We start from the raw sequence: 13,066 nt of genomic DNA, 5'->3' as shown, positions 1-13,066 counted from the left end.
GGCGAAGGCCCGGGCATCAACGCAGCTCTCAGCGTGCTGAACGACGTGGATGGTCGGGACAAGCCCGGCCATGCGATGTGGAGGCGGACGAGCGCGACCACTCCGATCGTAAGATGTAATAGCCTTCGTGGCGTCCGCCCCGCACGATGGGTCGGAATTGAAGCGGATCTGCTGGATGAGACGGGACTCGATGAAGCATGAAAAGATCAGGCTTATGTTGAAGAACCTGACGGGAAGGAACGTCAAAGGGGCGCTGCAGACTGGCAAGATATCGGCGCGGTGGTCAGCGATTGCGGCGGCTATGTTGGCCTGCATCGCACCGGTGTTCGCACAATCCGCTGCGCCCGCGCCTCAGGCCGAGCCGTTCGACGTCCAGCAATTATTCGCATCGAGCTGCGGCTGGTGCCACTCAGACGCCGGCCGGGTCGCCGGAAAGGGCCCGCAGCTCATGGACACGCAACGCAGCGACGACTTCATCCGGAACCGGATCAAGGTCGGCAAGCCCGGCGCGATGCCGGCATTCGGCGAGGCCTTCACCGACGTGCAGATCGACGCGATCATCGCCTACATTCGGGCGTTGAAGCCTGATTAGGCGGCGTTGCGACGGCGCCCCGCGTGGCCGGCCTCGCCGAGCCGCACACCAGAGTGAGGCTGATGCTCAGAGAGACCACGACATGACACGACTGCTCGCGCTGCTCGCCGCCATCAGCGTCCTGATCGGTTCAGCCGAAGCGCGCTCGCTCGACGCGATCCGTTCGCTCGGCCAGATCGGGCTGTGCGCCCATCCCAATTCGCTGCCCTTCGCCAGCAAGGCCGGCGACCCGCCGGGCTTCCAGGTTGAGATGGGGCAGGCGCTGGCGCGCGAGCTCGGCGTGTCGCTTCGGCTCGACTGGATCATCACCATGTTCCAGATGCGCGCGGCCGGCTGCGACCTCGTCATGGACGTCATCGCCGATCCCGAGGCGCTGGGGGAAATTCGGCTGAAGACGACCAAGCCCTACTATCACACGGGCGTGGCGCTGGCGGTGCCGCAGGATAGCAGGCTCACGTCCATTTCCGGCCTCGACCAGACGACGAAGGTCGGGGTTCAGGTCGGATCGATCGCGGCGATGCTGATCAGCCAGCGCCATGTGCCGATATCGACCTTCGGCTTCGAGATCGACAGCCTCGATGCGCTGGCCAATCACGAGATCGCTGCCGCCGCGGTGACGCCGGCCAATGCCGCCTATTACAACCAGACCCATCCGGACAAGACGCTCCGGATCATTGCCCTCGACGACAGCGAGCCAAGCCTGAACTGGAACGTGGCCATCGGCATGGTCCGCCCGGACGACGCGCTGCGCGAGGCCATGGAGACCGCGCTGGCCCGCCTGCGCGCCGACGGCACCGTCGAGCGCATCTACGCCCGCTATGGCGTGACCTTGCAGGAGCCGAAGTAGGTGTGAGTGTCGCTCTTGCGGCGCGCCTCTGGTCGAAGAATGCCTGGCGATTCTGCTTGGCGCGAGGCTGGCGCCACACCCACCGGTGTCGTCCCGGCGAACGCCGGGACCCATACCGCGTGATCTCTGGAATGGGCACGCGGCCAGTACCGCGCGCCTCACGACGGCCGGTGGTTATGGGTCCGGGATCAGCGCCCACCGACGCGTTGCGTCGGTGGGCTTGTCCGGGACGACAGCCGTGGACGAGGCTATCAGCCGGGCATCTCAGGTACGGTTCGCCGACGAAGCTTGCGGCCAAGGATGGCGAACGCTGTCGGTCATCCCTTGTACCCCATCAGCAATCGCGGCAGCCACAGCGAGAACGCCGGGACGTAGGTCACGAACATCAGGGCGGCGATCAGGGCGGCGTAGAACGGCAGGATGGTGCGCATGACCGCGCCGACCGAGATGCCGCCGATGGCGCAGCCGACGAACTGGGTGGTGCCGACCGGCGGGGTGTTGAGGCCGAGCGCGCAGTTGATCAGCATCAGCATGCCGAACTGCACGGGGTCCATGCCGGCCTTCATCGCGATCGGCAGGAAGATCGGGGTGCAGATCAGGATCGTCGCCGCCATGTCCATGAAGGTGCCGAGCAGGAACAGGATGATGTTGATCAGCAGGAAGATCATCCAGGGCTGCGACGAGACCTTGCTCATCAGGTCGCCGGCGAAATCCGCCACCTCGTAGAGTCCCATCAGATACTGGAACATCGTCGAGACGCCTATCAGCAGTAGCACCACACCGGTGGTCTTCACCGCCTTGGCGGCGGCCCGCAGGAAGTTCTTCAGCGTCATGGTGCGGTAGATGAAGAACGTCAGCACGATCGTGTAGGTCACCGCGACGGCGGCGGATTCGGTGGCGGTGAAGACGCCGGAGAGGATGCCCGCCAGGATGATGCCGACGATCAGCAGGCCGGGCAGCGCCGCCGCGAACGAGCGAGCTACTTCCGCCCAGCCGGGAAACTTGCCGGCCGGGTAGCCGCGCTTCACTGCGACCGCGTAGGCGGCGACGAGCATGCAGACCATCAGCACCAGCGCCGGCAGCAGGCCTGCGGCGATCAGCGCGCCGATCGACACCTTGCCGCCGGCGGCGAGCGCATAGATGATCATGTTGTGGCTGGTCGGCATCAGCGCGCCGACCAGCGAGGCATGGGTGGTGACGTTGACGGCGTAGTCGGTGTCGAACCCTTCCTTCTTCATCATCGGGATCATCACCGCGCCCATCGCCGAGACGTCGGCGACCGGGGAGCCGGAGACGCCGCCGAACAAGGTGCAGGCCACGACGTTCGACATGCCCAAGCCGCCGCGGATGTGGCCGACCAGATTCTTGGCGAGCTGCACGATCTTGTCGGCGACGCCGCCATGCAGCATCAGCTCGCCGCTGAAGACGAAGAACGGGATCGCCAGGAACGAGAAGATGTTCATCCCGGACATCATCTGCTGGAAGATCACCGCGACCGGCAGACCTTCATAGAGAATGGTGCAGATGGCGGAGAGGCCGATCGCGAATGCGACGGGGACGCCGAGGATCAGGAAGCCGAAGAAGGTGGCGCCGAGAATGATCAGTTCCATGACGGGACGACCTCTTCACCGCGCAGCAGGGCGATGATGTGCTCGATTGAGAAGGAGACGATCAGGATGCCGGAGGCGATCAGCGGGATGTAGCGGACGACTTCGGGCAGGCCGAGATTGGGGATCTTCACCGTGCCGACGGAGGCGCCGAGGATCCAGCCATTGTAGGCCATGGCGACCCCGAACAAGGCGACAAGCACGTGAATCACCAGCTCGATCTTCTCGCGCGTGCTGTCGGGCAGCATCACCAGGAGACTATCCATACCGATATGTCCGGCGTCGCGGACGCCGACGGCGCCTCCGATCAGGGTGACATAGAGGATCAGGACCAGCGCCAGGTTCTCGGTCCAGGTCGGGCTGGAATTGAGCACATAGCGGCCGAACACCTGGTAGAACACGATCGTGACGATGACGAGCAGGCCGGCGACGGACAGATACATGCCCAGGCGCGCGACCACGGCGTTGATCCGTGTCAGCGGGCCGCTTGATGGGCGTCCCTCCCCATGCTCGTGATCTCCGACATGTGGATCTGTCATTCCCGTCCCTCCCCTGCGGTCATCCGGCGTCGCCTGGTGGCGACGCCGGAGCCGGCCGTCGTCGTTTTGAGTTGGTGCTGTGACTTGGTGGAGCTTACTTCGTGGCGCTTACTTCGTGTCCTGGATGCGCTTGACGAGGCTCGAGAGCTTCTCGTCGCCGGCGAACTTCTGGTAGACCGGCTTCATCGCGTCGACGAATTCCTGCTTGTTGGCGACCGTGATGACCTGGACGCCGGCGGCCTCGACGGCCTTGCGGGAGGCCTCTTCGCGCTCGTCCCAGAGCTTGCGCATGACCGGCACCGACTCCTTGGCCGCCTTGCGGATCATCGCCTGGTCGTCCTTGCTCAGGGTGTCCCAGACCTTCTTGGACATCACGAGGACTTCCGGAGCGAGCGAGTGCTCGGTGATGTTGTAGAACTTGGCGGCCTCGAAATGGCGCGAGGATTCATAGGACGGCCAGTTGTTCTCGGCGGCGTCGACGAGGCCGGTCTTGAGCGCGGTGTAGACCTCGCCGTAGGGCATCGGCGTCGGGTTGGCGCCGAGGCTCTGGATCATGCCGACCCAAAGGTCGGACTGCTGCACGCGGATCTTCAGGCCCTTGAGGTCGGCCAGCGACTTGACCGGCGCCTTGACGGTGTAGATCGAACGCGCGCCGCTGTCATAGTAGGCGAGGCCGATCAGGCCGGCTGGCTCCATGGCGGCCAGGATCTCGTCGCCGATCGGGCCGTCCAGGACGGTGCGCATGTGCTGCGTGTCGCGGAACACGAAAGGCAGGCACAGCGCGACGGTCTCGGGCACGAAATTGTTGAGCGGGGACGAGTTGATCCGCATCATGTCGAGCGCGCCGATCTTGAGCTGCTCGATCGTGTCCTTTTCCGAGCCCAGGGCGCCGTTCGGGAACACCTTGACGCCGAGCTTGCCGCCGCTCGCGGCCGCGAGCTGCTTGCCCATGAACTTGACGGCTTCGACGGTCGGATAGTCGGCGGGGTGCACGTCGGCGGAGCGGAAATCCCGCGCCATCGCCAGCGGCGACGTGACCGCCAGCACGGCGGCTGCAATGATACCTGTGATTGTCTTCATCTGAGCTTCCTCCTGGTGTGATTTTGTCGTCGTTGAGCAGAGTCTGCGGGCCGACTTGGGTCGCTCCACCGCAAATGCCGCGAGATCAAGCGCCAGCCTCGTGCCTAGGGTGGGCTGCATTGTCTGTCAAAGCCAAAGGCGGCATCGATCAATGCTAGAGTAGCATCGATCGCCTGGAAAAGATTTGCGCGACGCACGAAAGCGGGGCGACGCGCTGCCGCAGTCTTCCGGCGGAGGACCACGCTCTCAGGGCGCGCCGAGATGGCCGGGCCGGGCGGGGCGCCGCCCTGGATCGGCTGCCGGCCCAGGCCGGCCCTTGCGTCCGGGCGGCGCGGCTGGCATTCCCATCGGGTGATCCTGAGGACCGGCGTGTTTGCCGGATGGTTACCAGCGCCGGGCTAAAGCCGGTTCCTGGCCGCTTGCTGGCCGTTTCCTGCGACGTCGCCCCGGCCCGTCGCGTTCGACATCGCTTCGACCGAGGTTTTGACCGCCATGACCGTTCGCCTGCATCGGGGCGACCTGCCCGATCTCTCCCGCTACACCTCGTCGGTCGCGATCGACACCGAGACGATGGGGCTCAATCCGCACCGCGACCGGCTGTGCGTGGTGCAGCTGTCGCCCGGCGACGGCTCGGCCGATGTGGTGCAGATCCCCAAGGGGCACACCGACGCGCCGAATTTGAAGACGCTACTCGGCAATACCGCCATCACCAAGATCTTCCACTTCGCGCGCTTCGACGTCGCGACGCTGTTTCATACTTTCGGGGTGATGCCGCAACCGGTCTATTGCACCAAGATCGCGTCGCGGCTGGCACGCACCTATACCGACCGCCACGGACTGAAGGATCTCGTCCGCGAGCTGCTCAACATCGATCTGTCCAAGCAGCAGCAGTCGAGCGACTGGGGCGCCGATAGCCTGAGTGAGCCGCAGCTGGCCTATGCGGCCTCCGACGTTCTGCATCTGCATGCGCTCCGCGAGAAGCTCGACGTGATGCTGGCGCGCGAAGGCCGGCTGGCGCTGGCGCAGGCCTGCTTCGCCTTCCTGCCGCATCGCGCGACGCTCGATTTGGGCGGATTCGAGGCCGACGACATCTTTGCGCATTCGTGAGGGTGCGACGGCCGGGCGCGTTCAGGATCATTAATCTCTCTTAATGATTGAACGGCTTCTGCGTCGCGATTTCGCGGCAGTTCCGGGCTGCAATGGCCGGCACGGCCGTGATAGGATGAGCGCTGTTTCGCGCATGTCCCGTGCCCGTCGGAGCCCTGGTGAACTCGGTCCAGAACCCCGCCTATGATCCCAGTCTGCAGGCGCGCTTCGCCGTCGCGGCGCGCCATAGCCGCTTCGTGCGCGCGCTGCGCATCGCGGTGCCGGCCGTCGTGGGCGTCGCCATGACAGTCGTTATCTACGTCGCCTTCTTCAACGATTTCCGTGTCGCGGTCGACACCGGCAATCTGACCGGCAATGTCGTGATCTCCGGCAGAAAGATCACGATGGAGACGCCGCATCTGACCGGCTTCACGCCGGATCAGCGGCCCTACGATCTCGTCGCCCACAGCGCCGTGCAGGACCTCACCGATCCGGATCACGTCGAGCTCAACATCCTCCGCGCCAAGGTGCTGATGGAGGATCAGTCGACGGTGACCTTGAAGGCCGCGACCGGCCTGTTCGATACCAAGCAGCAACAGCTCGAGCTCAAGAAGGACATCCTGCTGACGACCTCGACCGGCTACGAGGCGCGGCTCAGCCGGGCCTCGGTCGACATGGCCAAGGGCACCGTCAGTTCGGACGAGCGGGTCGATGTGAAGCTCACCAACGGCACGCTGTCGGCCGATCGCCTGCGCATCACCGACAATGGCGAAGTGATCCGCTTCGAGGGCAATGTGGTGATGAATCTCGACAACATGAATGCCGCTCCGGCCGCTCCCGCCACCACGGCGAGCGCCGATCCGGGCCGTTCGGCCCGCAACGTGAAGTGATCCGATGACATACCGTTTCGTTCCCGCGCTCTGTCGCGCTGCCGGTTTTGCCGCGCTGGCGCTGGTCGCGTTCGCCGATTCGCTTCAGGCGCAGAGCGCGACCACCGGCGTGCCGAATGCGCTGCAGGGCTTCTCGCAGAACCGCGACCAGCCAATCCAGATCGAGGCGGCCTCGCTGGAGATGCGCGACAAGAAGAAGGAGGCGACCTTCACCGGCAACGTGAAGGTCGTGCAGGGCGACACCACCATGACCTCGAAGTCGCTGGTGGTGTTCTATGATGGCGGCGCCCAGCAGGGCGGCGCGAAGGCGACCAAGGCCACGCCGGCCGCGACGCCGGGGCCGGACGGCAGCTCGGCGATCCGGCGGCTCGAGGCGCGCGGCGACGTCAAGGTGACGCAGAAGGACCAGGTCGTGACCGGCGAGACCGCGGTCTACGACACCAAGACCAACATGATCACGATGCAGGGCGGCGTGGTGCTGACCCAGTGCAAGAACGTGATGCGCGGCGACCGCCTGACCGTCGACATGACCACCGGCGTGTCGCGGGTCGAGTCGGACGGCGGGCGCGGCGTGCAGGTGCTGCTGCCGCAGGCCGGGTCGGGCTCGGGCGGCAATGGCGGCTGCGGATCATCGCCCGGCGGCACCGGTTCGCCGGTCTCGGTCGGCGCGCCGCTGTCGCTGGGCGCCAACAAACCAAAGTGAACTCAACTATTTAGTAAAAGGCTTGCGGCTCCAGTTGAACCGCGCCGCACCTGCCTCTATCTAGCGGGCTGGCCGTCCTTGTCGCAGGGCCGCGCCGCCGGGCAGCCGATGACGTTGCCTCGGGGGGCGAAGGATGCGACACGAGGAGCGCCGATTGCGATTTTGCGATCGATCGCGACCTTCAGTTGCGACCGCGACCTCGCCGTCAGACGACAACTCCGGAGCGCGGTCCGCCGCGCTTTGGCCGGTCTTGCGCTTCCGGTTGGCGCGCAAGACAGGCGAGATGCGTTCGCTCGCGGTGAGCGGGCGAGCCAGCGCTGCGGTCGGTGACGGGCAGCTTCGAAGGGCGTAAGCGAAGCGGGGATGGTGGATCTACTCGGCATGTTTCGTGGGCGTCCCGCCAAGCGCGGACAGCGCGGCTCGGCGCGACGGCGCGACGACATCACGGCCATTGACGATCCATTCGCCGGCTCCATGAGCGACGATCCGCTCGCCGCCCTCGCCGAGTCCGTCCGCAGCGAGTCCGTCCGCAACGAGTCTGCGCGCGGCGAGCAGCAGCCGGCGCCGCGCATCAATCCGCGGTCGCCGCAAAACACCGAGCAGATCCAGCGCAAGCGCCCGGCCTCGCAGCCGATGCCGGCCAAGCCCAGGAGCAATGGTGCCGGTGCTGGCCCGCAGCTGTTGCGCCGTCCCGGCTTCCTCGCCGTTCATTCGATCGAGAAGAGCTTCGGTAGTCGACAGGTCGTGCGCGGCGTCTCGATCTATGTCCGGCGCGGCGAGGCGGTCGGTTTGCTCGGGCCGAACGGCGCCGGCAAGACCACCGTGTTCTACATGATCACCGGGCTGATCAAGGCCGATCGCGGCGCGATCGAGCTCGACGGCCACGACGTCACGCGGCTGCCGATGTATCAGCGCGCCCGGCTCGGCATCGGCTATCTGCCGCAGGAGGCCTCGATCTTCCGCGGCCTCACGGTCGAGCAGAACATCCGGGCCGTGCTCGAGGTGGTCGAGCCCTCGCGCAAGAAGCGCGAGCGCGAGCTCGACGCGCTGCTGGAGGAATTCACCATCACGCGGTTGCGCAAGTCGCCGTCGATCGCGCTGTCCGGCGGCGAGCGCCGCCGCGTCGAGATCGCGCGCGCGCTGGCGACGCGGCCGAACTACATGCTGCTCGACGAGCCGTTCGCCGGCATCGATCCGATCGCGGTCGGCGACATTCAGCAGCTGGTGCGCCATCTCACCAATCGCGGCATCGGCGTGCTCATCACCGATCATAACGTCCGCGAGACGCTGGGGCTCACCGACCGCGCCTACATCGTCTATGCCGGACAGATTCTCACTGAAGGCAGCCCTGAGGAGATCGTCGCCGATCCCGACGTGCGCCGGCTGTATCTCGGTGAGGAATTCAGGCTGTAGGATTGCGGACGCGGTATCCGCCGGCTTTGTCGCCTGTGCGACATCAGACCAAAAGTCTGCGTTTCAAGCGGTTCGCGCGCACCTTGCGCGGGCGGTAATCTCGTCTTCCGCAGCGCGCCATACTCCGTTTTTCTTATTCGTCAAGCCGTGTACATCGTCCGCAGATTAGGATAAGCAAGAATTGGACCAGTAAGGGAATGTTCTTGCTCCCATGGCGTTGACGCAGAGACTAGAATTCCGCCAGTCACAGTCGCTGGTGATGACGCCGCAGCTGATGCAGGCGATCAAGCTGCTGCAGCTGTCCAACCTCGACCTCTCCACGTTCGTCGAAGAAGAGCTCGAGCGCAATCCGCTGCTCGAGCGCGCGAACGATGGCCCGGAAGCGCCGGTCGCCGGCGAGCAGCAGATGGCCGAGCGCGGCGAGTTCTCCGAAGGCGGCGAAGCCAGCGGCGATGATTTTGGCGATGGCGCGGGCAGCAGCGGCGGCGAGAGTTACGAGAGCGCGCCCGAGGACTGGATGAGCCGCGATCTCGGCTCGCGCACGGAGATCGAACAGACGCTCGATACCGGGCTCGACAACGTGTTCTCCGAGGAGCCGGCGGAGGCCGCGGCGCGCAATGCGCAGGACGCCGCGCCGACCACCTACACGGAATGGGGCGGCGGCGCCTCCGGCGACGAAGACTACAACCTCGAAGCCTTCGTCGCGGCGGAAACCACGCTGTCGGATCATCTCGCCGAGCAGGCCGCGGTCGCCTTCGTCTCGCCGGCCGATCGCATGATCGGCCAGTACCTGATCGATCTCGTCGACGAGGCCGGCTATCTGCCGGTCGATCTCGGCCAGGCCGCCGACCGTCTCGGCGCCGAGCAGGCCGATGTCGATGCGGTGCTCGGCGTGCTGCAGACCTTCGATCCGCCCGGCATCTGCGCGCGCAATCTGAGTGAGTGTCTTGCGATCCAGCTGCGCGAGCTCGATCGCTACGATCCGGCGATGCAGGCTCTGATCGAGCACCTCGACTTGTTGGCGAAGCGCGATTTCGCCGCACTTCGCAGGCTGTGCGGCGTCGACGACGAGGACCTCGTCGACATGATCGGCGAGATCCGCAGGCTCGATCCGAAGCCCGGCCTCAAATTCGGCACCACGCGCACGCAGACCATGGTGCCCGACGTCTATGTGCGTCCGGGCCCGGATGGCGGCTGGCTGGTCGAGCTCAACAGCGACACGCTGCCGCGCGTCCTGGTGAACCAGGTCTATTACTCCGAGCTGTCGAAGACGATCCGCAAGGACGGCGACAAATCCTACTTCACCGATTGCCTGCAGAACGCGACGTGGCTGGTGCGCGCGCTCGACCAGCGCGCGCGCACGATCCTGAAGGTCGCGACCGAGATCGTGCGGCAGCAGGACGGCTTCTTCACTCATGGCGTCGCACATCTCCGGCCCTTGAACCTGAAGGCCGTTGCGGATGCGATCCAGATGCACGAATCGACGGTGTCGCGCGTCACCGCCAACAAATACATGGCGACCAATCGCGGAACCTTCGAGCTGAAATATTTCTTCACCGCTTCGATCGCCTCGGCCGATGGCGGCGAGGCGCATTCAGCCGAAGCAGTGCGGCATCACATCAAGCAACTGATCGATGCGGAAGATCCCTCCGCAATTCTCTCCGACGATACCATCGTCGAGAAGCTGCGCGCTGCCGGCATCGACATCGCCCGCCGCACGGTCGCGAAATACCGGGAGGCGATGCGGATTCCGTCGTCGGTCCAGCGCCGCCGCGATAAGCAGAGCATGCTGGCCCATGCCCTGTCGTCGCCTGCCAGCGCCGACCGCACCCGGGATACCGCGTCAGTTTGACCGCTACGGTCAGTTTGACCGTGCCCCGCGATTGCGCCTTAACCAAATAGGCTTAGTGTCATACTCGGTTCACATGAATCGAGGCGACACATGACCCTGCGGATTTCCGGAAAAAGCATCAGCGTCAGCGAAGCGCTGCGCGGCCGCGTCAGCGAGCGCACCGACGAGGTGCTGCGCAAATATTTCGACGGCAATTATTCCGGTCACGTCACGCTGTCCAAGGACGGCTTCGGGTTCAAGACCGATTGCGCACTGCACCTTGATTCGGGGATCACGCTCGAAGCCGAATCGAACGCGCCGGACGCCTATGCGAGCGCCGACCAGGCGCTGCTGATGATCGAGAAGCGGCTGCGCCGCTACAAGAGCCGGCTGAAGGACCGCTCGGCGCGCAAATCTCACGCCGCCAATGCCGCGCTTGCCGGTCTCGAGGGGGCCGTTCTCGACGCGCCGAGCTACGTCATCGAGGCGCCGGCCGAGGGCGACGAGGAGATCACCGGCTACAATCCCGTGATCATTGCCGAGAACACCACCGCGCTGAAGCGGCTGTCGGTCTCCGAAGCGGTGCTGGAGCTCGATCTTTCCGGTGCACCCTGCATGGTTTTTCAGCACGGCTCCAGCGGGCGCGTGAACATCATCTATCGCCGCGCCGACGGCAATATCGGTTGGGTCGATCCGCCGGCGGTCAAGCCGTAGTCGTACGGACGGCGGCACCGGGGTTCCGGTCGCGACGCGGAAAATCGGTTCCGCGTCAGGTGCTTGACCATGCGCTTGCGACCTCACGCCACGGCTGCGATAGGGTGCCATGCGCAGGGTTCGGGCGTTGGCGCCTTCAGGCCGCCACGCTCGGCGATCTTAAGGATAGGCGGCGGGAACACGCTTGCGGGAGTTGGCACCGACGTTGCGTTGGGGTAGAAGCCCCTCGCATCGGACACGGGGTAAGCCCGCCTGCCGCCTCAACTTCTTGACGCCGGTCTGTCCCGACCTATTTCGCACACTGACGGTTCAATCACCTCGGAACGCCCTATGCCGATTACCGATCTGGTCGCACCCGAGGCGATCCTGCCGGCTTTGAAGGTCATCAGTAAGAAGCAGGCGCTTCAGGAGCTGGCGGCCCGCGCGGCCGCGCTGACCGGCCAGAACGAGCGCAGCGTGTTCGAGGTCCTGCTGCAGCGGGAGAAGCTCGGCACCACGGCGGTCGGCTACGGCGTCGCGATTCCTCATGGCAAGCTGCCGAAGCTGGAGAAGCTGTTCGGCCTGTTCGCCAGGCTGGAGCGGCCGATCGATTTCGAGGCGATGGACGGCCAGCCGGTCGACCTGGTGTTCCTGCTGCTCGCCCCCGAGGGTGCCGGCGCCGATCATCTGAAGGCACTGGCGCGCATCGCCCGCCTGCTGCGCGACCAGGACGTCGCCAAGAAGCTGCGCGCCTCGCGCGATGCCCAGGCGATCTATTCGGTGCTAGCCCTGCCACCGGCGTCCGCGGCCTGAGGCCCTCTCCGGCTGTTCTAACTCCGCACTGATCGGCCGATGTAGCGCACCGTCTTGGCGCCGTCGTGGATGCTTGCGGTTCCGAGCGTCGTGAAGCCGAGCGCGGCATGGAACGCGTCCGACTGCGGGTTGGGCGGATCGAGATTCACCTCGCAGACGACGCGATCGTGGCCCGCCGCAGTCACCTCTCGAATCAGTTCCTCATAGAGGCGCCGCGCCAGCCCGCGGCCGCGCGCGTCCTCGGCCACGACGATGCGGTCGACATAGACGAAGCGGTCGTAACGCGCGCGGAACCAGCGGTGATTGGGATTGTCGTAGTCCGCGGTCTCGTCCAGCGCGATCAGCAGCGCATCGGCGGTGCCGATCCGCCAGCTGCGCCAGGATTGAGTCAGCAGGTGCAGGAGCGATTCGGGTGTGAGCCAGGACAGCTCGGCGGCATGGGCGTTGTTGAGCGCGAGCAGGCCGGCGGCGAGTGAGGCATTCGACCGCAGCTCGGTCGCGGTCGTCGGAGTGATCAGCACCGTCATTCAGCACCGTCATGTGCCGCGTGGTCGGGCGAGAAAAAAGGGCCGCTCCCTGGTCGGGAGCCGCCCTCGTATCAGTGCATCAGCCGCCTGATGTCGCAAGAATGAGTCTCGCAAGGAGCCGTCGCTGAAGACGCGGCTCTCCGGCTTGGTTCAGTGCACGCTCACGGCCTGAAGCTCATGGCTCCACGCATTGGCGATCGCCGCTTCACGGCTGTCCGTCAGCATGATCGGCGTGCCGTCGGCGGCATGCAGCGCGAACAGCTTCAGGCCCGGCGCGATGCGCGGCGCTTGCGGAAACAGGCCCGGCACGTCTTCGGAGCGGATCTGCTTCACATAGGCGATGTGACCCTCGCCCAAGGTGGCCAGCGACTCCAGGGAGACGCCGGATTCAGACGCAACATTACCCTCAGTCATGGTCTCGACTCCTTCTGAGACTCAAGCGGTC

Annotated in this window: 14 protein-coding genes; 9 read left to right on the top strand and 5 right to left on the bottom strand. The window is 65.5% G+C overall.

All coding sequences use genetic code 11. The features are described from left to right. The first annotated feature begins 190 nt into the window (after positions 1-190). A complete protein-coding gene (locus BRADO_RS33555; RefSeq protein WP_244422945.1) occupies positions 191-592 on the top strand; it encodes a cytochrome c in 402 nt (133 codons plus the stop codon). Between the two features lie 82 nt (positions 593-674). Further along, on the top strand, positions 675-1,439 hold the full coding sequence (locus tag BRADO_RS00605) for an ABC transporter substrate-binding protein (RefSeq protein WP_011923390.1): 765 nt from the start codon (positions 675-677) through the stop codon (positions 1,437-1,439). A gap of 317 nt (positions 1,440-1,756) precedes the next feature. Here the strand turns inward: BRADO_RS00605 and BRADO_RS00600 are convergent, their stop codons facing one another. From BRADO_RS00600 to BRADO_RS00590, 3 genes are all read right to left on the bottom strand, one after another. Further along, complete coding sequence (locus tag BRADO_RS00600; protein WP_011923389.1) at positions 1,757-3,049, bottom strand: TRAP transporter large permease; 1,293 nt, start codon at positions 3,047-3,049, stop codon at positions 1,757-1,759. Continuing rightward, positions 3,040-3,585 carry a TRAP transporter small permease gene (locus tag BRADO_RS00595; protein ID WP_011923388.1) on the bottom strand — a complete coding sequence of 182 codons (546 nt, stop codon included), beginning with the start codon at positions 3,583-3,585 and terminating at the stop codon, positions 3,040-3,042. Before BRADO_RS00595 ends, BRADO_RS00600 begins: the two co-directional genes overlap by 10 nt. A gap of 108 nt (positions 3,586-3,693) precedes the next feature. After that, positions 3,694-4,665 carry a TRAP transporter substrate-binding protein gene (locus BRADO_RS00590; protein ID WP_011923387.1) on the bottom strand — a complete coding sequence of 324 codons (972 nt, stop codon included), beginning with the start codon at positions 4,663-4,665 and terminating at the stop codon, positions 3,694-3,696. Positions 4,666-5,157: 492 nt separating this feature from the next. Here BRADO_RS00590 and BRADO_RS00585 point away from each other — a divergent pair, with 492 nt between their 5' ends. The 7 genes from BRADO_RS00585 to ptsN all read left to right on the top strand — a co-directional run bounded on the left by BRADO_RS00585 (position 5,158) and on the right by ptsN (position 12,094). After that, positions 5,158-5,772 carry a ribonuclease D gene (locus BRADO_RS00585; RefSeq protein WP_011923386.1) on the top strand — a complete coding sequence of 205 codons (615 nt, stop codon included), beginning with the start codon at positions 5,158-5,160 and terminating at the stop codon, positions 5,770-5,772. 158 nt (positions 5,773-5,930) lie between these two features. Next, on the top strand, positions 5,931-6,641 hold the full coding sequence (lptC, locus tag BRADO_RS00580) for an LPS export ABC transporter periplasmic protein LptC (RefSeq protein ID WP_011923385.1): 711 nt from the start codon (positions 5,931-5,933) through the stop codon (positions 6,639-6,641). Positions 6,642-6,645: 4 nt separating this feature from the next. Next, positions 6,646-7,344, top strand: coding sequence for an LptA/OstA family protein (locus BRADO_RS00575; protein WP_011923384.1), 699 nt, complete (start codon positions 6,646-6,648; stop codon positions 7,342-7,344). Between the two features lie 363 nt (positions 7,345-7,707). Continuing rightward, positions 7,708-8,757, top strand: coding sequence for an LPS export ABC transporter ATP-binding protein (lptB, locus tag BRADO_RS00570; RefSeq protein ID WP_011923383.1), 1,050 nt, complete (start codon positions 7,708-7,710; stop codon positions 8,755-8,757). A 211-nt stretch (positions 8,758-8,968) separates the two neighbouring features. After that, the gene (rpoN, locus tag BRADO_RS00565; protein ID WP_011923382.1) at positions 8,969-10,609 is read left to right on the top strand and encodes an RNA polymerase factor sigma-54; all 1,641 of its coding nucleotides are present in this window, start codon (positions 8,969-8,971) and stop codon (positions 10,607-10,609) included. 90 nt (positions 10,610-10,699) lie between these two features. Next, entirely contained in the window at positions 10,700-11,302 is a 603-nt protein-coding gene (hpf, locus tag BRADO_RS00560) for a ribosome hibernation-promoting factor, HPF/YfiA family (RefSeq protein WP_011923381.1), read from the top strand. Between the two features lie 330 nt (positions 11,303-11,632). Beyond that, on the top strand, positions 11,633-12,094 hold the full coding sequence (gene ptsN, locus BRADO_RS00555) for a PTS IIA-like nitrogen regulatory protein PtsN (protein WP_011923380.1): 462 nt from the start codon (positions 11,633-11,635) through the stop codon (positions 12,092-12,094). A gap of 17 nt (positions 12,095-12,111) precedes the next feature. On the opposite strand, the gene BRADO_RS00550 is transcribed toward ptsN, so the two are convergent. Both BRADO_RS00550 and BRADO_RS00545 read right to left on the bottom strand, forming a co-directional pair. Beyond that, positions 12,112-12,621: a GNAT family N-acetyltransferase gene (locus BRADO_RS00550; protein ID WP_011923379.1), complete on the bottom strand. Its 510-nt coding sequence runs from the start codon at positions 12,619-12,621 to the stop codon at positions 12,112-12,114. Positions 12,622-12,771: 150 nt separating this feature from the next. Then, positions 12,772-13,035: a DUF1150 domain-containing protein gene (locus BRADO_RS00545; RefSeq protein ID WP_008962745.1), complete on the bottom strand. Its 264-nt coding sequence runs from the start codon at positions 13,033-13,035 to the stop codon at positions 12,772-12,774. Positions 13,036-13,066: the final 31 nt, after the last annotated feature.

The sequence above is a fragment of the Bradyrhizobium sp. ORS 278 genome (genome assembly GCF_000026145.1).
Lineage (GTDB): Bacteria > Pseudomonadota > Alphaproteobacteria > Rhizobiales > Xanthobacteraceae > Bradyrhizobium.
This window is presented reverse-complemented; position numbering and strand designations above follow the sequence as displayed.